The organism is Sphingomonas faeni (assembly GCF_030817315.1).
GTDB classification, from domain to species: domain Bacteria; phylum Pseudomonadota; class Alphaproteobacteria; order Sphingomonadales; family Sphingomonadaceae; genus Sphingomonas; species Sphingomonas faeni_C.
The window spans coordinates 3233296-3253688 of sequence record NZ_JAUSZF010000001.1; the positions used below are offsets into that span (position 1 = coordinate 3233296).

Annotated in this window: 17 protein-coding genes; 10 read left to right on the forward strand and 7 right to left on the reverse strand. The window is 60.7% G+C overall.

Going from position 1 to position 20393, the window contains the following annotated elements; translation table 11 throughout:
- The first annotated feature begins 48 nt into the window (after nt 1-48).
- The 4 genes from QFZ54_RS15150 to QFZ54_RS15160 all read left to right on the forward strand — a co-directional run bounded on the left by QFZ54_RS15150 (nt 49) and on the right by QFZ54_RS15160 (nt 3994).
- Entirely contained in the window at nt 49-621 is a 573-nt protein-coding gene (locus tag QFZ54_RS15150) for a hypothetical protein (protein ID WP_307088431.1), read from the forward strand.
- A gap of 269 nt (nt 622-890) precedes the next feature.
- Nucleotides 891-1268, forward strand: coding sequence for a DUF6624 domain-containing protein (locus QFZ54_RS20450; RefSeq protein ID WP_373458546.1), 378 nt, complete (start codon nt 891-893; stop codon nt 1266-1268).
- A 111-nt stretch (nt 1269-1379) separates the two neighbouring features.
- Nucleotides 1380-2303 carry an alpha/beta hydrolase family protein gene (locus tag QFZ54_RS15155; RefSeq protein ID WP_307088433.1) on the forward strand — a complete coding sequence of 308 codons (924 nt, stop codon included), beginning with the start codon at nt 1380-1382 and terminating at the stop codon, nt 2301-2303.
- Between the two features lie 368 nt (nt 2304-2671).
- A complete protein-coding gene (locus tag QFZ54_RS15160) occupies nt 2672-3994 on the forward strand; it encodes a M16 family metallopeptidase (protein WP_307088435.1) in 1323 nt (440 codons plus the stop codon).
- 40 nt (nt 3995-4034) lie between these two features.
- Here the strand turns inward: QFZ54_RS15160 and QFZ54_RS15165 are convergent, their stop codons facing one another.
- Nucleotides 4035-4853, reverse strand: a complete 819-nt coding sequence (locus QFZ54_RS15165) for a hypothetical protein (protein WP_307088437.1) — start codon at nt 4851-4853, stop codon at nt 4035-4037.
- Between the two features lie 133 nt (nt 4854-4986).
- Entirely contained in the window at nt 4987-6204 is a 1218-nt protein-coding gene (locus QFZ54_RS15170; RefSeq protein ID WP_307088440.1) for a hypothetical protein, read from the reverse strand.
- Nucleotides 6205-7236: 1032 nt separating this feature from the next.
- On the opposite strand from QFZ54_RS15170, the gene QFZ54_RS15175 reads away from it, so the two are divergent.
- The 3 genes from QFZ54_RS15175 to QFZ54_RS15185 all read left to right on the forward strand — a co-directional run bounded on the left by QFZ54_RS15175 (nt 7237) and on the right by QFZ54_RS15185 (nt 12447).
- Nucleotides 7237-9765: a prolyl oligopeptidase family serine peptidase gene (locus QFZ54_RS15175; protein ID WP_307088442.1), complete on the forward strand. Its 2529-nt coding sequence runs from the start codon at nt 7237-7239 to the stop codon at nt 9763-9765.
- A 175-nt stretch (nt 9766-9940) separates the two neighbouring features.
- Nucleotides 9941-11371, forward strand: coding sequence for an IS1182 family transposase (locus tag QFZ54_RS15180; protein WP_307088443.1), 1431 nt, complete (start codon nt 9941-9943; stop codon nt 11369-11371).
- Between the two features lie 245 nt (nt 11372-11616).
- On the forward strand, nt 11617-12447 hold the full coding sequence (locus tag QFZ54_RS15185; protein WP_307088445.1) for a hypothetical protein: 831 nt from the start codon (nt 11617-11619) through the stop codon (nt 12445-12447).
- 56 nt (nt 12448-12503) lie between these two features.
- Here the strand turns inward: QFZ54_RS15185 and QFZ54_RS15190 are convergent, their stop codons facing one another.
- The 5 genes from QFZ54_RS15190 to QFZ54_RS15210 form a co-directional block, all read right to left on the reverse strand.
- Entirely contained in the window at nt 12504-12761 is a 258-nt protein-coding gene (locus QFZ54_RS15190; protein WP_307088447.1) for a hypothetical protein, read from the reverse strand.
- A gap of 20 nt (nt 12762-12781) precedes the next feature.
- Nucleotides 12782-13120 (reverse strand): transposase, encoded by a 339-nt coding sequence (locus QFZ54_RS15195; protein ID WP_307088449.1) that lies wholly within the window; start codon nt 13118-13120, stop codon nt 12782-12784.
- A complete protein-coding gene (locus tag QFZ54_RS15200; RefSeq protein WP_307088450.1) occupies nt 13117-13392 on the reverse strand; it encodes a hypothetical protein in 276 nt (91 codons plus the stop codon). Before QFZ54_RS15200 ends, QFZ54_RS15195 begins: the two co-directional genes overlap by 4 nt.
- A gap of 6 nt (nt 13393-13398) precedes the next feature.
- The gene (locus QFZ54_RS15205) at nt 13399-13542 is read right to left on the reverse strand and encodes a hypothetical protein (protein ID WP_307088452.1); all 144 of its coding nucleotides are present in this window, start codon (nt 13540-13542) and stop codon (nt 13399-13401) included.
- A 262-nt stretch (nt 13543-13804) separates the two neighbouring features.
- Nucleotides 13805-14515 carry a hypothetical protein gene (locus tag QFZ54_RS15210; protein WP_307088454.1) on the reverse strand — a complete coding sequence of 237 codons (711 nt, stop codon included), beginning with the start codon at nt 14513-14515 and terminating at the stop codon, nt 13805-13807.
- 1175 nt (nt 14516-15690) lie between these two features.
- On the opposite strand from QFZ54_RS15210, the gene QFZ54_RS15215 reads away from it, so the two are divergent.
- The 3 genes from QFZ54_RS15215 (at nt 15691) to QFZ54_RS15225 (ending at nt 20377) form a co-directional block, all read left to right on the forward strand.
- Complete coding sequence (locus tag QFZ54_RS15215; RefSeq protein ID WP_307088456.1) at nt 15691-16212, forward strand: RNA polymerase sigma factor; 522 nt, start codon at nt 15691-15693, stop codon at nt 16210-16212.
- Nucleotides 16209-17171, forward strand: coding sequence for a FecR family protein (locus QFZ54_RS15220; protein ID WP_307088457.1), 963 nt, complete (start codon nt 16209-16211; stop codon nt 17169-17171). The genes QFZ54_RS15215 and QFZ54_RS15220 overlap by 4 nt, the downstream gene beginning before the upstream one ends.
- A 149-nt stretch (nt 17172-17320) precedes the next feature.
- The gene (locus QFZ54_RS15225; RefSeq protein WP_307088458.1) at nt 17321-20377 is read left to right on the forward strand and encodes a TonB-dependent receptor; all 3057 of its coding nucleotides are present in this window, start codon (nt 17321-17323) and stop codon (nt 20375-20377) included.
- The last annotated feature ends 16 nt before the right edge of the window (nt 20378-20393 follow it).

The following is a 20393-nucleotide window of genomic DNA, read 5'->3' on the forward strand; positions in this document are numbered from 1 at the left end:
GACCTATCGGGCGTCCTTAAGTAGGACTGCGATAAACAAGGATACGCGATGATCGTAGCAGCGCTTGCTCTTGCCGTACTGTCTCCCGCTGACGGCGCGACCCACTGCGAATATGATCGATCCGCCATGTTGGCGCTCGATCTTCCGGCGTTCGATCAGGATATGAGTGGGGGATGGCGGACGCTTGAAACGAAAGGCTGTGTCAAGGAAGCTGCCGATCTGATTCAGGTCTGGCGGAAGGCGCATGGAAGCATGGGACCTGCCGATACCCTCCTCTCATGGCATGAGGGCCAGCTACGGGCCGATGTTGGCCAGTATGATGAAGCTATCAGGCTGTTCCAAGCAGGGAGGCATCCCGCAGCTGACGATGCGAAGTGGGGATGGAACCTCTACGTGGACGGAAGCATCGCTTTCCTTCGTGGAGATCGCCGGAGGCTGGAAGCTGCTCGTGCACAACTCTCAGCTCTGCCTCGCCCGGCCGAACTCAAGGACGCGGTCGGTCCGGACGGCAAACCAAGGACGGTCCGCTGGCCGATGAACATTCGCGTTCTCGACGGCTTCCTCCGTTGCTGGGGGCAGAGCTACAAGAACGCATATCGCTGTCCCGTACCGAGTTCCTGATGCACTTAAGGGCCTTACAGATACGCCCGCCGCTTCTCAATATGAGATCGCATAGAGTTTTGCGAAGCCTGCCGCCTTTTCAATCCGTGATCCTAAATTGGAACCCCGGATCCGTCGTCAGGGGCAATCAGAACTGATCCGGCAACTTAAGGCCGTTTAGCCGCTGTCACTTTACAACACTGTGCGGACCGCATGTTTTTAAAAAAGCTTGCGCAGACCCAGCCGGACAGAGCGACCTAACGGATCAATGTACGCGGCTTGGAAACGGTTTGGGACCCGGTCGCGCACGTTGGCCGGCGATCTTCAAAGTCGGCAAAGTCGCCTCAGGGAACGCTTGGCTACTGGCTCAGCATTCCGACGACGATACGGTGTTTCAGCTCCGCGTCCTACGTCTTATTACTCCGCTAGCAGGACGAGGCGAGGTGGATCGCCAGAGCTACGCCCTCCTCTACGACAGGGTCATGCTGCCCCTTGTAGGGAAACAACGCTACGATACGCAGTTCACTTGCGACGCAAAGGGCTGGCGCCCCGAACCACTGGAAAATGAAAGCGAGTTAGCCGAACTACGCCAAGAGGCAGGACTGGATCCAATTGCCGCCCGTGCGGCGCAGCTCATAGCTCAATACGGAAGTGAGTGCCCCGGTTGAGAACAAGCGCAGTTCCCAGGAAGCACCGGACGCTCGACCCTTTTAGGGACTATGCCGCAGTCCAATGCGCTGCTTCTATTCTAAAAAATGCACGTTCCGACACGGAGGATTATGAAAGCCGCTCTTCTGCTCGCGCTGTCCATATTTTCAGTACAGGCTCAGGCCCGTTCCCATGAACTGGCTCGACACACCGTAGATCGAGCTGATGGGAGCACCATCAGTTACTGGCTGGAACAAGGACAAAATCGTTCATCAGAGGTGGTTCTGGTGATGCAGGGTACCGGCTGCGAAGCCGTGTCGGAAAAGCCGAATCTACATCACGCTGCGAATATCCTCAGCCCGAATGCGCGGACACTACTGATCGATAAGGTCGGCGTCGGCCTTGAAGGCGACGCGACCACCATCGATGGGTGCCCGAAGGCGTATTGGGACCACTATACGCTCAGTCTTCGCGTCGAGGATTGCCTGCGGGTGATCGCCGATCTTCGGCGACAGCCATGGTGGAACAGGCGAATCGTGATTTTCGGCGGCTCAGAGGGCGGAGCAGTCGCGGCGCTGCTCGCGCCCTTGGTGCCGGAGGCAAAAGCGGTAGTTGTTCTTTCGTCGGGGACCGGTGTTGCAATCGGCGACCTTATCCGCGCAGCGATCCCGCCCGAGATGGCGGCCGAAGCTCCATCCGTCTACGCTGCTGCCCACAAACGCCCGACAGGAGACGAGCGTTGGGCGGGGCTCAGCTACCGCTGGTGGGACGACGCCGTGGATCTGGTACCGGCGCGAAGTCTCGCGCAGACCCCGGCACCCGTTCTCCTCATACACGGTGCACGCGATCGATCATCCCCTGTCGAGACTGCGCGGGCTGGTCACACAATGTTGCGAACAGCCGGAAAGGCCAACGCAGAGTACTGGGAATTCGCCGACTTAGACCACTCCATGCAAGAGGCAGGTGGCACCAGCCATATGGACGACGTGCTGATCCAAGCTGCAAAGTGGATCAGGACAAGCCGAAGCATGACCCTCCCACGCAAACAAAAGTAGGTAAGCCATCGCCCCATCCGCCAGGAGAACGGATCCGGCACGAGGGCTTGATCACCGATCGTCCTTTCACCGTCCTGCCTTAAAATTGGCACATCAGCGATCCAGCCTGCGGATAATCTAAGCACTGCCGTGGGCAGTTAGAAGGTAACGGGGTAGCCCTTTCATGCGCAAATACGGCCGAACTTCAGCAAGCCTGATAACCCTTCCCTTGTTGATTGCGTCTTTCTCCGGCCTCGCTGCAAAGAACATGCCTGCTCCCGAGATCATCAATCCAGATGCCACGAACCAACCGCCATCCAAGAATGATTGGGGCTCACCTGTAACCGGCGAACTCGCGAACGGTGTGCAATTCGCGATCTTGCCCCGACATGGCGACGATCCTGGCATCGGCCTACTCATGCGCAATGAAGGGCGGCTTCATCGCCGAGCGCCGCCCCGGTGAGCGGGGTCTGGCACATCTGATCGAGCATATCGCGTTTCACAGCCCAACGGTTTCTGAACCGGACGATCTCGACCACCTGAAGCGCATTGGTTTGCCGCTGACGTTCCCGGCACCGAATGCGGGTTCCACGTCGTGGCGGGAGACAAATTATTACCTTGCAACCAAAACAACGGCTTCAAGTGATCTTAATTCGTTGCTGACCCTGCTCAGGGACGCTGCATCGGGAATGAGCCTTCGCATGGATGCGGTCGATACCTCCCGCGGCGAGGTCGTTCGGGAGATGGCAGACAAGAAGCTCGGTAATCAGATTTACGCCAGTTACATCGGGGAGGTCGCGCCTGGCTCGCCCAACGACGTGATCGATGCGCAGAATTCGGATGATGTGCCCATTGCCAGCATCAGCACCATTCGCGGGTTGTACCGGCGCCTGTACCGCCCTGAAAATATGACGATCGTTGTCGTCGGAAATGTGAAGGCCGACGAAGTTCGGGCACTGATTGAGAGGCATTTTGGAGACTGGAAGCCCATGGGGCCGAAAGCTCGAAAAACGCCATTTCCGGTATTCCAGCCTGATCGCATCCATGCGATCAGCTTCTCTGCTCTTCCTCAAGGGCGTCGGACCGCGTTCATGACGGTCGTTATGCCGACACCTGAACCGCCTTCATCCCGCACTCTTCAGGCGCGGGCGGAAGTCATGGACTTGCTTGCCACCCGTGCGATCAACGAACGACTCGCGGCTCCCCAGCCTGGTAGCCCACGGGGGAAGGTAGGCATATTTATCGAGAATGGTGAGCAAGGTCACCGTCAGATCATGCTCTGGGACAACTTTACCGAGTACCAGTGGAAGCCAGCGGTCGCGGGTTTGCGGAAGACCGCGTGCGACCTCGCCACCGTGGGATTTACGACAGAGGAATGGGCGACAGCCAAGCAGAACCTTGTCGTTGATCTGGAGCATCACGTAGCGGAGATGCCGATGGCCGCGAACGTAGAGATAGCCAAAGATTTGTCCCACGCGCTTGCCGACGGTCGCTACCTGATCCCGCCTGATGAGCTCCTCCGTTACGCTCGAACAATGCTGCCTCAAATTGACGAACGCTCGGGAAGCGAATGGTGGCATCAACAATGGAGCAGCGGTGCGGGACACCTACGGGTAGAAGCCCCGGAGCTCGCTCGGATAAAAAACCCGATATCTGAAATTCGGAGTGCCGCAAACGGGCCAGCCATTACCTCTACCTGCAAAGCTTTATAAACGGACAGATAGGACCCTCCAGTCCGCTGAACTCGTTACACTATTCATTTATTCGACGAACATAGAATGTGGTTGAGGTCTTCCTTTTCAAAGTTACTGCCGATGCACGAATAGTGTTTTTATCGGGCATAAGCTGCATTGTCAGGACGGCATCACGCCTACCCTTGGCTGACAAGTCAGTCTCAACGATTGTGTCGGGCCGTGGCCTTGTAATCTGCGCACGCGCGCCGGAATTGTCGCCGTCAATCTTGACCGATTTGCCGCCGATGGTCGCGTTGTAGCCGGTCCCAACGTCTGTCCGCCAGCTGAACCGGTTGCCGTCCAACTTCATTATCCAGTCGTTCTTGGAGTCGGCTGTCACACTGACGCGCTCCCATTTACCGGTGATCAGATGGGCACCTTTCGTCGATGGACCAATGCGGCGCATCACAGTTTCACCGGTAACGGGTTGGCCACTCGGACTCGTGAAACTGGCTACGTGCCATGTCAGAGTGTTTCCATCGGACGAAACGACATATTCAACGGTGTACGCCAGCTGAGCACGGACCCTATCAATCTCTTTGATGACGTGGTCGTTTTCGACGGATATTGACTGTTCATCAACGTATCCACTTCCGGATACACGGTGGAATTGTCCATCTGCCTTTACAGTCTTGTTATCGTCACGTTTAAAATGTCCGTCGGTCAACGTGAAGGCTGTCGGCGGAACGCGCCCTTTAAGTGATGCCGTGTCTATCCGCCATCGCCCAGTGAACGACTGTTCTGATCTAGCTGCCGCAGCCCCGGTACAAACGAAGGTGACCACAAGGAAGATGCAAGTGGCGTCTTTCGCTAGAGGAGTATGAGTACGCTTGTTCAACTTAACTGTCCTCTCGTTATGTACTTGCGAACTGGAAAAATCGGACGCGGATGTATCGTTGCCTTTCTAGTGTTACCTTAGATTGCAGTTGCGAATGCCGGTTGCGCTCACGCTTCACTGTAAACCGGTACATTCACGACTTCTGGTCGATCCCCATCTCCGGCACGTCGATGATTCTCAGGCTGTAGCGCCCTGGCGGTAGCATCAGAGCAACGTTTTCACCGGGCCGAATTGCGACACGATCAATCGGGACAGATTCACCGGCTTCGCCGACAGGCCGGGCTTCAATCACACGCCACCCCTTTGTCGGGTGTAATGTACGAGGAATATTGACGACCTGATCACCCTTCTCTTGCCGCCATGCCGGTCGACCGCGCATGAAACGTTCGCGTGGATGATCGACAACCAGGTCGAACGTTCCGGCTGGCTGATCCGATGGTAATGCCGACAGGTGAACGGTGCCGCTGCCTCCGCGGCAGGCCGTCTGCGAAATGGTCAACGGGTCGATGCCGGTTTTATACTTGAGCCGTGCCGCCATCCACATGCTGCCGTCAGCCCGCTGAACTTCCGCCGCATGTGAAAAGCCAACATAGACCAAAAGCTTGGTTGTAGGACGATTCTTCAGAACGGAGGCGAGGTTGACGGCCTCAGCTTCCTCGCGGAGTGCAATTTGCTGAGCCGGGCTGACGGGCTTGGTCTGCTCGTTATGCGTATTGTCCTCATAGCGCAGCAGTCGATACCCAAGCGCCTTGGCTTTCCGCCCAAGCCGCCCATAACTCGCCTCGGATAGATATTGGCCGTCATTGTCTTCGAGATAGGGCAGATCCGGCTGCGTGATAAATCGGGGCAGATATTGAACCGGCACATCAGCGGGTGGGTTTGACAGTGTCTCGAGCGCTAGCGTGTCGTAGCCCAGTGGGCGTAGGCGTTGCGCCACGTCCGCGGCAAAGCCACGATGTCGAGACCGTTTGTGGCTTTCGTTGATGACGACGATGGAAGTTTGGCGCGCGCGGTGTACGATCTCGTCAATCGCCGACATTGCCGACGGCAGCGGTCTGCAGCCAGTTGACTTGTAATCGTCGCTGGACCCGGCGATCAGATCCTCGCGCCCGAACATGCTCAGCGTTTGTGTGTCGCTATCCGGCGCAACAGGATGCTTCGGGTCAATGCGCCCCAATGCTTCGAGCTTGTATTCCATCCCGCTAGGGCTGGTGCCTGCGGGCAGGACTTCATATGGCGCTACCAGCGTTACCTGCGGGTTTCCGGTGCCAGGCCGGCTAGTGCTGCACGCACTGAGAGAGGCGATTATGATTGCCGTGATGGAGCGCCGCTGAAATATCTTTTCTTTCATAAGTCAGTCCCAGTGCAAAATGTCTCACGCGAAGACACGACATTTAACGCCGCGCTATATGATTGGTCAGTTGGACTTGAATGGCCCGATTTGCGCTTTGCCGTTCTTTACTGAAAATATAGGTATTGAGGCTTTCGTGCATGGAACGCTACCGACGTTACTACATGTATAACTCGGGCCTAGTCGACTTTGCAGGTCTTTGACTACGGGGTCGCCCGCTTCTTCCCGGAGATATTTTGGGATTCTATATTTTTCTTCGGCACTACGTCTGCCGCAAACCACTACCTCGGATACCGACGATCCATCACAACCATTGCGGTTAGGAGTAAGATGCGTATCTACCTTACTCTTACGGGTAGACTGTAATTGACCTGACCAAAGGCCCCGCTAGGAAATACTATTTGCAAGGCGAAGGTGCAGGCCAAAATACTTGAATAGTTTTTTAGACGACAAGCTCGCGGAGCATGAGGCATATCAACGCTCCAGATCAAACTGTTTAGGCACACCGAGACGTAGAGATCGGCCGATAGGATCGATGTACGCTGCCTGAAATCGGTCGGGTGTTACCCCTATTCGATTGCGCGTCGTTGATGCCGTCATTGGAAGCCACACGCTCGTTTGGCGGGCTAGCAGACTTAGTTAACAGCAGGTCAGCCCTCACGGTCGTCTCACACCTCGCCATCGCTAATGACCTCAGAAGATCGACCGAACGTGGCATTTCGATGGCGCGAGCCTAGCTGACGTCCCGCACTAGCACTTTTGCGACCTTTCTCGGGAAAGACGGACCCACACCTTCGGTTCCCGCACGTCATGAAATTCGAAAGTCACGAGCGTTCATGACCAGATCTAACTGTTGCTACCATCCTGATCGCCGTTCATTTTTGGAAGCCGATCTTGCCGTCCATCTAGTGCCCTGCCACGCTAAGAACATCGGCGTTCTCAGCTCTGATCAAGCGGCGGCACTGCCGGCGAAGTCCCGAATGTCGCAGGAGTATCGACGTGAGATTAGAAAAGGTGCTTGGCGGCGTTCTCATGACGCTGCTGCTCGGCATGGCACCAGCGCGCCACGCGCTGACGATCGACGACGTTCTCGATACGGTTTCGCTCGACCGGGTGACACCATCCCCGGATGGAGAGTGGGTGGCCGCGGTAGTCCCACGGCCTGCACGTGCCGGGGAGACGGCGGGACGCAATGCCTACGAAACCGATCCCTCGCGGTCTGACGTGTGGCTGGTTTCACGTCGAACTGGCGAGCGGCGCAATCTGTCCAACGGGGCGGCAAACGCTGCGGGCTTTTGGTGCGCAACCTGGTCGCCTGATGGACGGATGCTTGCGATGCTTTCGACCAGTCCAGAGGGTGTCGAGCCTCGCGGTGGCGACAACGTCCGACTCTACGTGTGGGACCGCGTTGACGGCCATGTCCGCCGATTGTCTTCAGCGGCTGTGATGACTCAGGGCCGCTACGGCTCGGGCCTTTACCCGCTCGACGTGCGTGGTGGCGCTGACGGCGGGTCTATCGCGCACACGTGCCGCACGGACGACGAAAATGCCGGGTTCACATGGCTCGACGATCATCGATTGGTCGCACTGATGCTGCCGTCAGGTCAGGTTTCCGCGCTGTTGGACCAGTATGGCCGCCCGTTCGATGAGGCAGTTCGGACGCGCGCGGCCCTACGCGATGGGCGTACGCCTACCGTCACGGCGGTTGGCAGCGGAGAGGCGCGTATCCCCCGCGATGAAGCGCAGTGGCGCGCGACACTGACAATCGTAGATGCAAAAAGCGGTATCACGGCTCCGGTAGCCGACGTGCCGATCTATCCCTTCTCGGGCGAACTGACGGTATCGATTGCACCGGATCTGCGGCGGATCTCGATTTTAGCACCGGTACGAAAGCTGCCCTTCACGAACGGCGTCGCCCCGCCATTCAATAATGGCGATTGGCATGTCGAAAAGCGGCTAGGCATGGTCGACCTCACACCGGGCGCGCCAGTGCGATGGGCTGCCCTGCCTTCTGCTGCGCGGTTGCCGCTGGAAATGCTCGATTGGTCGCCTGACAGCCGACATGTCGCATTCCGTGCGCGCAGCGCGGTTTCGGACCGAACCAGTACGGCGTTCGTGCTGGACGCCGCTTCGGTAGCCGTTGACGGGATCGGCAAAGACCTCGTGACAGCTACCTCATCGCTCGGCCAGAAAGCCGGGCGACCGATCGCGCTCTGGAGCGACGCGAAACACCTGCTTCTTCGCGCACGCCAAAAAGATGGGAAACGGGATGATTGGTGGCTTGCGACTCGTGAACACGCACCAGTAAATGTCACTGCGGCGCTGGCGGCAAGTCCTGTCACTTTCCGTCGGCGTGCTGATGGAGTGTTAGCCACGGTAGCCGATGGTCGCCTTGCCAGACTAGACCCTCGCGCTGCCTCCCTTACCCCGATCGGCAATGCCTTGCGAAAAGACGCTTCGATCCTCTTCCCCGACGATCCAGCACAGCGGACGTCGAAGATCCTGCTCACCACGAACGGCATCATCGACGAGATCGACGCGGCAAATGGACGTCTTGTTGCCACGGCGCGCGTTGCACCAGGTGAGATTCATGCGTTCGATAATCGCGGTTTGATCTGGAGCGAACAGACGGCCGCGGGTCTATTTCTACGGGACACTCGTCTGGAAAGTGGTGCCCAGCGGGACCTGCTGAGGCTCGACCGTCATCTCGATGCGGTAGCGTGGGGCGAGCGACGGATTATCGACTACAACTCCACGGTTGGAACCCCGCTCAAAGCAGCGGTGATACTTCCGCCTGATTACAGGCCCGGCCGGCGCTATCCTGTTCTTACCTGGGTCTACGGCGGGTATCAGGTGAGCGGATTGGATGATTTCTGGCTAAACCGCTATGCTCCCGGAATCTACAATCTCCAGCTCTACGCAGCGCACGGTTACGTCGTACTGGTCCCATCGATTCCAACCGCGCGCGACGGCAAGGAGGATGTGTACGCGGCGCTGCCTGGCGGAGTAATGCCAGCGATCGACAAACTTGCAGGCCTCGGCATCGCAGACCCAGATCGCGTTGCGGTGATGGGGCAGAGTTTCGGCGGTTACACTGTTTATGCGCTCGTCTCGCAAAGCGACCGTTTTCGCGCCGCAATCGCGGTAGCCGGGATTACCGACCCGGCGCAGGCATGGGGTCAGTTCGACCCCGCCGCACGCGGCTATCCGGGCTTCGAGGACGAAAAGTCGGCGAACTGGTCAATCTACGAAAACGCTTACGGGGATATGCCACCTTATGCTGCGGCCGAACGATGGGCGCGTGGGTCCGCTCTGGCGCATGTCGATCGCGTCCACACGCCGCTGCTGATGATTCACGGCGAACTCGACCTGCGCGACCCACTAGCGCAGGTCGAGCCGTTCTATTTCGCCCTTAGCCGTCAGGGAAAAACCGCCCGACTGCTGCGCTACTGGGGCGAGAACCATAGTTTGGCCGCCTCACCCGCCAACGTGCGCGACGTGTACAATGAGACGCTTGCTTGGCTAGATCACTACACGGCACCAAGACCGGCACCGCATTAACGGTTCTGGAGCGGCCTCCCTCAATCTTGGCGCCTAAAGCCCGCCGATCGGTTTTGTCTCGATCACAAATCGTTTGGGCGCCTCTCCAACGCAGACATTCCTGAGACTTGATCCAGACTGTGCGGAAACTCGGTGGCTGATTCCATCGTGTCGCTGACCAGCGTATGCTGTGATCATGGCGTACATCGAGGGTCATGCGCGCGACCAGGCGCTGCTGCTGCCGGCATCGGTCGAGGATTATGTGGCGGCGGATAGTCCGGTTCGGTTCATCGACGCCTTTGTCGATGACCTTGATCTGGGTGAGGCCGGTTTCCATCGCTCGCGGCCGAAGGCGACGGGGCGGCCGGGCTATGCCCCGGGCGACATGCTCAAGCTGTACCTGTACGGCTATCTCAACCGGGTGCGGTCGAGCCGACGGTTGGAAGCGGAGGCGATGCGCAACCTTGAGCTGATCTGGCTGCTGCGCGGGCTGCGGCCGGACTACAAGACCATCGCCGATTTCCGTCGCGACAACCGGAGCGCCTTCAAGGCGGTGTTCCGCGCCTTCGTCATCCTGTGCCGCAAGCTCGACCTGTTCGGCCGCGAGCTGCTGGCGGTGGACGGCACCCGGCTGAAGGCGGTGAACAATCCGGGACGGAACTTCTCCCGCGACAAGCTGGCCAGGTATATCGCCGCGGCCGACGAGCGGCTTGAGGGGTATCTGGTCGAGCTGGATGCCATCGACCGCGGTGAGGACGGCCATGGGCTTGGTCGCGGCGAGGCACTGGCGGCGAAGATCGCCAGGGTGCGTGAGCGGCGGCAGGCGCAGGCGGCGATGCTGGAGCAGCTGACCGCCAGCGGCGAGAGCCAGATCTCGCTGACCGATCGCGATGCGCGCGCGATGGTCACGGGTCAAAAGACCACGGTCGGCTACAACGCGCAGGTGGCGGTCGATGCGAAGCACAAGCTGATCGTCGAGCAGCACGTCACCAACGCCGCGACCGACATGGGTCTGCTCGCATCCACCGCCGGCGCGGCGAAGGAAGCTCTTGGCGTCGACCGGATCGCTGCCGTGGCGGACATGGGCTATTACAAAGGCGAGGACATCGAGGCATGCGAGGCGGCTGGCATAACGCCTTATGTCGCCCGGCCCGAGCGTGGCAGCGCGATTGCCAACGGCCGCTTTCCCAAGGAGCGCTTCGCTTACGACCCGGCAGCCGATGCCTATCGTTGCCCCGGTGGCCAGCTTCTCGATACCCGCTACCGCTCGGTGACGCGGGGCCATGTCTCGATCCAGTACTCCAGCCCCGCCGCCTGTGCCGCCTGCGCGATCAAGGCACGCTGCACCGGTAGCCGCTGGCGACGCATCAACCGTTGGGAGAACGAGGCGGTGCTCGAGCGCATGGCGAAACGGCTCGCGGCCCGGCCCGGCGTCCTCGCCATACGGCGCGAAACGGTCGAACACCCGTTCGGCTCGATCAAACAGTGGATGAACCAAGGCGTGTTCCTAATGCGCGGGCTGGAGAAGGTCCGCGCCGAGTTCAGCCTGACCGCGCTCGCCTACAATCTCAGGCGGGCCATCACCATCATCGGCATCCCGGGGCTTATCCAGGCAGTGAGGGCCTGATCCACACTACAAATTGCGCCGACACAGCCCAAGCATGCTCCCCATCGAGCCATTGCGGCACCGGCACAGCCGAAGAACCAAATTCTATCGCCTCTCGATCCGCCCCGTCGAAAAGAACGTCAGGTTGGCACCATGCCAGCGAGTTTTCGCACGGTCTGTGATCCTTTTCGAGAAAGCCGGCGTGTCCAATGATGCGAGATCATAGGCAAATTGGTTGGGCGCGGTTTTTGAATATAGGAGATAATATGCTTGCGCTCATCATGTTAGCAGCAACAATTGATATCCGTCGTGATGCGCCACCCGTTACCCTGGATCAAGCTCGTGGCATGTCACCAGCCGACTTGGGTGATGCGTTACTCATAGCCGGTCATTCGCCTATTGTAGAGGCGGTTGTTGGACCCGAAGGAATGCTTCCACCGCCCCCTCCAGAATTGCCCGAGGAAAGCGAAATTAAGCTTTTCTCTGCGGCGGAGCCTGCTCAGCAAGCCGACTTCTGCGAGAAGACAAGGGCAGTGGTGAGGTTAGAACCTGTGCTACGCAGTCAGGGAGAATTACCGCCATCCCGACCAAAGTCTGTGTCGCTGACGAAGTTATACCGGATGGCGGTACAAAAAAATGGAGCATCGCGCTGTGAAGCGAAACGCTACGAATTTTTTGCTTTGGACGAAAAATTAGCTGACCGGACGTTTACGATTCTGCGTTTGCTCAACTCTTTACGGATGAACGGGATTCGTAAGGTTGTTGTTAGCATTGACGACCAAGAGGCTCGTGGCATGCAAGACTATGTTAGGGAGAACCCCTCGCAAGCGAAGGGTCTACCAAAAGAGTATATAACGCCAATCACCGACGGTCGCGTTGCGATCGAGAGGTTTCCGATATCAAGCATTAGCTACGTAAGAAACTATGTTAAAGCTTGGGATAACACCTTATCAGATCTCGATCTGAAAGATAGGAAGGGACACGATCTGGAAGCAATATCTCTTTTTGCAGGAGGGACCTGGGACGCCGGAATCGTATTGGATGGCGGTAGGATAGTGAAAGTCCGCTTTAAGAAAGCCATCCCACCTCCCTTTTAGTCTTCTACTTTGAGGCAGAAGGATTGTGTAAGACCAGGTATGTCTCAGCCTCAGCTTCAGAACAAGGATGCGTCTTTCATCAAACTTATGCCCTGTTGGAAGAAATCCTCTCTTTGATCCATTGAAGTCAAAAAAGGGCCTGTTTCGACGTTTGATGCAAAAATCAAATAGAGCGTGTGGAAAGTCGTGAGCAGCGGCCTGGACGGCGACAGGTTTTCCTGCGAGCGGCCGCCCAAGCCGAACAAGGCGTAATCCCGCCCTCTGACTGCCTTGAGAGCCTCTGGAAGTCGTTCATACGAAGCCCAGCGGATCATTGCGGCGCGAAAAGACCGGTTTACGCCCTCGACGCGGCGATCAGGCCCGGCACCCCGACCAGGGTGATGGCCCGTCTGATATTATAGGCGAGCGCGGTCAGGCTGAACTCGCCGCGGACGTTCTCGAGCCGGCACATGAGGAACGTGCCCTGGCCCATCCGTTGTTTGATGGTGCTGAAGGGGTGCTCGACGCTGTTTCGCCGATAGTCCAGCATCTCGGTCCTGGCCGCCAACCGCGCCGCCATGCGGTCGAGAACGGCTTCGTTCTCCAGGTGTGAGACGCGGCGGAATGACCGAGTACAGTGCGATCTCAGCGCGCACGCCTTGCAGGCATCGCGATTGGCAGAGTCGACCTTCACATTGTCGCGCGACTTGCCCCTGTAGCGCGGCGGGAGCGCTGTCCCAGCCGGGCAAACGAAGACATCCGGTCAGGCTCGTAGCGGAACACGTCCTTGCCGAAGAAGCCCTCGCGAACGCCGGGGCCGCGGATTGGCTTGGGAACATAGGCGGTCACCCCGACCGCTCCGCAGGCCTCGATGTCCTCGATCTTGAAGTAGCCGCGGTCGGCGACTGCCATGGCCGCTGCCGCGGTCTGGGCAAGCAGGCCCAGGTCGAGAACCTGGTTGCTCACTGCCTGCTAGGCGATCAGCTTGTGCTTCACGTCGACGGCGAGCTGGATGTTGTAGCCGACCCCCACTTTGATCATGTGCGCCATCGCGCGGGCATCCGGATCGGTAGGCGAGATCTGGTCGGCGCCCGTGCGATCCAGTTCGGCGAGCATCTAGTTGTGACGGTCGCGCTTGCCCTGCATGGCCGCGATCCTTCATCCGCCGCTTCGGGCAGCAGCAGGAGCTGAGAGCGGTCCGTTCCAGACAGATGCGCCATGCCACAAACATACCATGCGCCGCGATCTACGGGAATCCTCAGGCCGCGTTTTCACACGCTCTGGATCCTTTTCGGGAAAAGTAGCAGCACCTCAATGTTAGCTATGATCTGGATGGTACGAGGTAACGGCAAGACTATGATAGGCCTTGCCGTCTCGCTCAGAACGACGTGGCGGGCTTGCCGACCACGGCTCTGACCGCCGCCTCCATCCTCGACTTCGCCGCGGCGGCGTACTGGAGACCCGGATCAAGACGCAGGTTTGCGCGGTCGCTCTCCTCGTAACTCATCATCGGCTGCCGGCTTTCACCGGAGACGCAGACATCGCCGGCAGCGCACCAGGCTATGGTGCCATTGCCGCTATCGCGTGTCGGTGCGCCGTACTTAACGCGCATGGCGGCGCGCAGCTCATCGCGCGAGCGACCTTGCAGGGGAACCGAGTATACGATGGTGTTCACTTCACCACCCGCCGGGGTCGGCGTCACCCAGCCCAGCGTTATCATCTCTCCGCCCTTGCGAGCGTACATGTCGGTGACGCCCTTCTGATCATAGGCCTTGGGCGATGCACCCGTCTTCAACTGATCGACTGCCGAACGAAGCACCGCCGTCCAAGACGGACCGGGATTGGTAGAGATCGAGAAGCCTTTCGCCTCCAGACGTCGCTTGGCTTCGACTAGGGGCATTCCGGAGGTCACTCCGGACACGTCCAGGACCCGAGGGGCGGAAGTCCGGACCGCTGCTCGTTCCGATCCGGCATCAGCCGGCCCGCATGACATTACTAAAAGCGCGATCGGCATCATCGCGCCGATGTTTCTGATTTTCACGTAGGGCTCCTGTTTCATGGACGTGCGGCGGCGTTCGCCGAAACCCATGGTCCGGCGGCGCGACGCGAATGCGAGGGTTCGGCGCGACGCGCCGGTGGTTCAGACGGTCAGGTGACGGCGGCAGCTCTCAAGGGGGCTGCCATACGGCAGCGACCGCATGCACTCGGTCTCGATACGGAAGTCCTCATGTTTCGCTCCCCATGCGGGGCGAACACCGCTCCGGCGGCGTCGCCTTCTTTATCGAGGCGACGCCGGTCCTGGAGACCGGGCGTTGATAACACGCTGTTAGACGCGCGCGAACACCTTTAGCCGGGAGGCCTGGACATGCGCGTCCGCCACCCGGTCACAAAGGAGCAACCGGCGGTCTTGCGACCGAAATCTAACAGGCGAGGTTATCAAGCCTCGGCCCACCGCGAGGTGGGCGGGACCTTGCTACTCCGGTCCCGGCGGCAAGCCAAGAATCATTCTGCTCGCGCCACGACATTCGGCGATCGGGCAATGAACCCGAGCTTCGGCAGGACGCATTGAGGACCCGGCGGCGACGCCGGCTTCCGCGTCGTTCCTATCAGCAGGCCGGCGGTCGCCAGAACCGTGGCATGAGACGACCTCCCCAGGGGGAAACCACCGGTGGCCCCGAGCCTGCGGCCAAGACAACGCGACCGGGTTCGCTCAACGTGACAGGGCAGGTAGCGTAACATCTCGTGTTTGAGCGGGCGCTAGCCGCGATCCGAAGTACACGCCGTCGCTGTCGTGGTCTCGGATCCATCGGCACGTTGCCGTACGCCCCGTCCACGACTATCGTCGGCCGGCCGGGTGCCGTGACATAGGGCATCTCCTCCATGCGCCTGGGACCCGGCGCGAGGAACTGATCCAAATAACGGGCCTTTGCACAGAGGTTCCAACACCCGGCCCCATTAGCGCTTCCGGGCAGTATCCCATGCGATGAAGACGACCGATCGCGGCCGCCAAGCATGCCCTTGCGCTACGTCCGCGCCTCCGTCATCATTGCCGGGTCGTCGCAAGAGCGACGATAGAGGCGTGGAAACCTCTGTGTATGGGTCGTGCAGGCTTCCTACGGGAGGCTTTGACCTTGTTCGCTCTCGACATGGGCCTGTGCTCGGTCCGGGATCGGATCTGGACGAGCCGTGCGCTCGTCAGCGTGTTTCCAGTCCCGCGACGTGCGGGGCGCGCCTCTTCACGTCCACGTGATGGAGCGGGTCGAGATGAGCAGCAAGACAGGCGGACGCGACCACGCGGACGGCACTGCACTGGACGCGCTCTACCGCGAGCACTCCGCATGGCTGGTACGCAGGCTCAGGAGAGTGCTCGGTCGACACGCCGACGCTGCCGAGGACATCGCCCATGACGCCTATCTGCGCATCGCGCGCTATGCCGCGGACGAGGCCGGGCGGCATCCCCGAGCTTTGCTGGGAACGGTCGGCTTGAACCTCTCGCGGGACTACGTGCGGCGAGCCGGGCACCGGCAGAGCTTCGTCGAACGGAACGCTGGACACGGATTCGCCCGTACAGAAGCATCTCAGGAATCGGATCTGGCTTTGCGCGACGCGATCCTATCACTGCCGCCCCTGTACCGGGACGCTTTCCTGATGAGCCGCTTCACGCCTCTTACCAACAAGGAGATCGGCGCGCGTCTAAACATCTCTGTCAAAACGGTCGAATGGCGTATCAGCAGGGCCGTCGAGATCTGCGCAGCGCATGTCCTTCAGGAGGGTGAAGACCGGTGAGCGGGCCTAGCGAAGAGGGAAGCGAAGGCGCGGCGTCGCGTGAAGCGGCGGAATGGCTGGTCGCGCTCGACAAGCCGACCGTATCGACCGATCGGATCACGGCCTTCTATGCCTGGAGGCGCGATCCGGCGAACGCCCGGGCCTATGTGCATGCGGAAGCGGTCTGGCATAGGAGCGGCGACCTCCGCGACGACCCGGAGATCCGAGCCGCGGTGGCGGAAGCGGTATCGGCGAGCGGCAATTCGCATCGCCGTTCCGTCTTCGCCACCCCGTGGGCCATCGGCGCCCTCGTGCTCGCCGCGGCCTTGGCGCTATGGATGTTTCTCGTGCAGCCGGACCATCTCGTAACTCGGGTCGGCGAGCAGCGCATAGTGTCGCTCGAGGACGGATCGCGCATTCTGATCGATGCGGACACCGACTTGCTAGTACGGTATGCAGCCGATGCTCGGCATGTCTCGCTCGAACGCGGGCGTGCCCGCTTCACAGTTCATCATGGCGATCCGCGCCCCTTCACGGTGGATTTCGGCGGTGCGCGGGTAGTGGCAACCGGCACCCGCTTCGACGTCCGTGCAGACCCGATCGGAACCTCCGTGGCCCTTCTCGATGGCACCGTCCGCGTCCAGTCGAAGAACATCCCCGATGCTTATCGTGACCTCGTGGCGGGACAGGCCGTATCTGTCGCCGCGGGCATCCCCGGCGAGGCCACCATAATCCGCCCGGGCGCTTCGGACTGGAGCGAGGGGCGGATCGTATTCTTCCGAACGCCGCTGGGAACCGCGCTTGCGGAGATCAACCGCTACTCGGCGCGAAAGGTGGTGGTGACCGATCCGGCGCTTCTCACCGAGCCGATCAGCGGTACCTTCACGGCTCGGGAGGGAAAGGCCTTCGCCGATACAGTTGCCGTGATGTTCGATCTGCACGAGAAGCCCTCTGCGGACTCAATCGCCCTCGTCCGATAACGCAAAGAGGGCGAACACGAGAAAAATCGGCTCGCCCACGATCAAATCGACGAAGCCGCGTTAGGGTCGGCCCCCCATCAAGCGTTTCTCCTACATGATCGGCAATGTCGGAGCCGCGAGCTCTGACGGTCGGTTGAAAGGGGGATCAGATGAACGCTTTTTCGACACGAGGGCTCGTGGCATCCGCCATGGCGCTGGCCATCACGGTCTCGGCACCGGCTTCGGCGCAGAACGCCGCCATTCCCGTCGAAGTACCGGCTGGATCGGTGGAGGCGGCGCTCGTTCAGCTTGGACGCCAGACGGGTCTGCAGATCCTGTTCGCCAGCGGCGCCGTCGAAGGACGCCGCAACGCTCCGGTGCGCGGCCGCTTCTCGCGTGAAGACGCCCTACGCCGCGTGCTGAGGGGAACCGGACTCTCAGCACGGCAAACGGGTCCGAACAGCTACGTCGTCCTCGTGGGCGGTGGGGCAGGGCAGGTCGACGCCGGTGTTCGTGTCCAACCTCGAACCGAAGCGCCGTCAGGCCCCCGGCGGCGGCCATCGCAACGCGAAGTCGCGCCTGGTGAAGCAAGCGATTCAGCCGCGGCCGACATCGTGGTCACAGGTTCGAACATCCGGGGCGAGGGGGCCGGAACATCGCCCGTTATCACGATCGACCGGGCCGCCATCGATCGCAGCGGACGAGGGACGATCGCCGGCGTCCTGTCGACGCTTCCGCAGAACTTCGGAGGGACCGGAAACGAAGAAACCAGCCTCACCGGCACCGACCGCACCATCGACAACACGGGGCTCGCGTCCAGTGCCAACCTGCGCGGTCTCGGCAGTGACGCGACGCTCACTTTGGTGAACGGGCGCCGTACCGCTGGGTCCGGCGGCAAAGGCGATTTCAGCGATCTTTCGACGATCCCCATCGCCGCCGTCGATCGGATAGAAGTACTCACCGACGGTGCTTCGGCGCTCTACGGTTCCGATGCCGTGGCGGGCGTGGTCAACATCATCCTTCGCAAGACCTATCGCGGGGCAGAGACGCGGTTGCGCGCCGGGACGACGACCAGCGGCGGCATGCAGGAATATCAGTTCGGCCAGGTCGCAGGGACCGTCTGGTCGACGGGTCGGGTCCTCGGGGCCTACGAGTTCGAGCGGCGCGAGCGCCTTCCCAGTGCCGCGCGGGCATACACCCGGACGACCGATCTGCGGGCGTTGGGCGGATCAGATTGGCGATCCTACTTCGCCCATCCGGGTAACGTCCTCGGCTACGACCCTGTCAGCAACGGGTACGTCCCGACCTATGCGATACCCGCCGGTCCGTCCGGGGCGGCGCTCGCTCCCGAAGACTTCCTGCCCGGTTCCGCCAATCTGCAGAATCAGCGCGAAGGCTCTGACCTGCTACCCGATCAGAAGCGTCACGCCCTCTACGTTACGGCGGAGCAGCAACTCGGTCACGGCATCACGGCCTACGTCGAGGGAAGGGCGGCCCGGCGCCGCTTCTCCTATTCTGGATCGTCGGACATCGGCTTCATCTCGATTGACGCAGGTAATCCGTATTTCGTCAGCCCGGACGGATCGCCATACTCACTGATCGCCTATTCGTTCGCGCACGAGCTGGGCGCTACCCGCACCGGCGGCGTGGTCAAATCCTACAGTCTTACAGCCGGTGCGACGGCTGACATCGGTGCGGACTGGCATCTCGACGGCTACTACAGCCGCGCTGAGGAACGCTCTACGAACAGGACGTCCGGTCTCGCCAACCAACTGCATCTCGCCGAGGCCCTCGGAGGCGCGGACGACCCCGACACCGGCTACGCCGCCGAACGCGACGGTTACTTCAATCCCTACGGAGATGGCATTGCAAACAGCGCCGGAGTTCTCTCGTTCATCGGCGGAGGCTACAGCGGAGAAGCTGTGCGCAGCCGGATCTCGACGTTGAACCTGCAGGGGGACGGTTCGTTGGCGGCGTTGCCGGGCGGGTCGCTGCGTCTGGCGGTCGGCGCGCAACGCCGTGAGGAAGGGCTGCGCAGATCCGGCACGAACTTCTACTCTTCCAACGTACCCGCGCCCTTGCCCAGAATAGCGGGAAACCGCCGCATCGACGCGCTGTTCGCCGAACTGGCGGTTCCGCTGATCGGGGATGGCAACGCCATTGCAGGGGTCTCGCGTCTCGGACTCTCACTCGCAGTCCGGCACGAAAGGTACAGCGATTTCGGCACGACTACCAATCCCAAGGTCGGCGTCCGCTACGAACCCGCTGGCGGGATCGCCTTCCGCGCAAGTTACGGCAGATCGTTCAGGGCGCCTTCGCTACGCGAGACCGGCGACCCGATACGGATCGGTGCGACCCAGCTGCCGACCACCGCGGGGACGAACGCGCTCGTGCTGTTCCTTTCGGGCGGAAACCCGGACCTCGACCCTGAGCGGGCGGTATCCAAGACGATCGGCGTGACCATAGCGCCAAGCCGCCTGGGCGGCGTCGGCATCGAGGCCAACCTGTTCTCGACGCGCTTCGCCCAACGGATATCCCAGCCGGCTTACCAGAACATTCTACAAGCACTGACGGACGCTTCGCTGGCGCCGTTCGTCCAGGTCGTCTCACCGCTTTCGAGCGCTTCAGACCGCGCCCTGATCGAGGGCCTGCTGGCCGACCCGAACTCCCTCGTACCGTCGAATCTGCCCGCCGCGGTCTTCGGTGCGGTGGTCGACGGGCGTTACGTCAATGCTTCGTCCGTGAACGTGAGGGGCTTGGACGTCGGTGCCCGTAGCGGGTTCTCCCTGGGGGCCGGCCGTGCGGAACTGTCGGCCAACGCCTCCTATCTCCTCGGCTTCGACGACAAGACCACGACGGAGGCGCAAGCCGTGCAGCGCGCCGGGACCTATGGTTACCCGCCCAGACTCCGACTGCGCTCGACCGTCGGATGGGCCGGCAAGACGTGGAACGCGTCCCTCGCGGCGAACTACGTCTCGCGCTCCCGCTACCGGACATCTTCTTCGTCGCAGCGGATCGGAAGCTGGACGACGCTGGACCTGCAGTTCGCACGGATGTTCGGTCCGGAGACGGGTACGCTGAACGGCCTCTCGATCGGTCTCGCTTTCACCAACCTGCTCGCGACGGATCCACCGTTCGTGAACGCCGCCAACGGGGTCGGCTACGACGCGACCAATGGCAGCGCCCTCGGACGGCAGGCCGCGCTGCAGATCGTCAAGCGCTGGTAATTCCGGCTTTTCCCAC

Excerpts from the sequence above, each read along its gene's own strand:
- QFZ54_RS15150 (WP_307088431.1), top strand. The coding sequence starts at position 49 with ATGATCGTAGCAGCGCTTGCTCTTGCCGTACTGTCTCCCGCTGACGGC.
- QFZ54_RS15155 (WP_307088433.1), top strand. The coding sequence starts at position 1,380 with ATGAAAGCCGCTCTTCTGCTCGCGCTGTCCATATTTTCAGTACAGGCT.
- QFZ54_RS15160 (WP_307088435.1), top strand. The coding sequence starts at position 2,672 with ATGGCGACGATCCTGGCATCGGCCTACTCATGCGCAATGAAGGGCGGC.
- QFZ54_RS15170 (WP_307088440.1), bottom strand. The coding sequence starts at position 6,204 with ATGAAAGAAAAGATATTTCAGCGGCGCTCCATCACGGCAATCATAATC.
- QFZ54_RS15175 (WP_307088442.1), top strand. The coding sequence starts at position 7,237 with ATGACGCTGCTGCTCGGCATGGCACCAGCGCGCCACGCGCTGACGATC.
- QFZ54_RS15180 (WP_307088443.1), top strand. The coding sequence starts at position 9,941 with ATGGCGTACATCGAGGGTCATGCGCGCGACCAGGCGCTGCTGCTGCCG.
- QFZ54_RS15185 (WP_307088445.1), top strand. The coding sequence starts at position 11,617 with ATGCTTGCGCTCATCATGTTAGCAGCAACAATTGATATCCGTCGTGAT.
- QFZ54_RS15190 (WP_307088447.1), bottom strand. The coding sequence starts at position 12,761 with ATGATCCGCTGGGCTTCGTATGAACGACTTCCAGAGGCTCTCAAGGCA.
- QFZ54_RS15205 (WP_307088452.1), bottom strand. The coding sequence starts at position 13,542 with ATGCTCGCCGAACTGGATCGCACGGGCGCCGACCAGATCTCGCCTACC.
- QFZ54_RS15210 (WP_307088454.1), bottom strand. The coding sequence starts at position 14,515 with ATGGGTTTCGGCGAACGCCGCCGCACGTCCATGAAACAGGAGCCCTAC.
- QFZ54_RS15215 (WP_307088456.1), top strand. The coding sequence starts at position 15,691 with ATGAGCAGCAAGACAGGCGGACGCGACCACGCGGACGGCACTGCACTG.
- QFZ54_RS15225 (WP_307088458.1), top strand. The coding sequence starts at position 17,321 with ATGAACGCTTTTTCGACACGAGGGCTCGTGGCATCCGCCATGGCGCTG.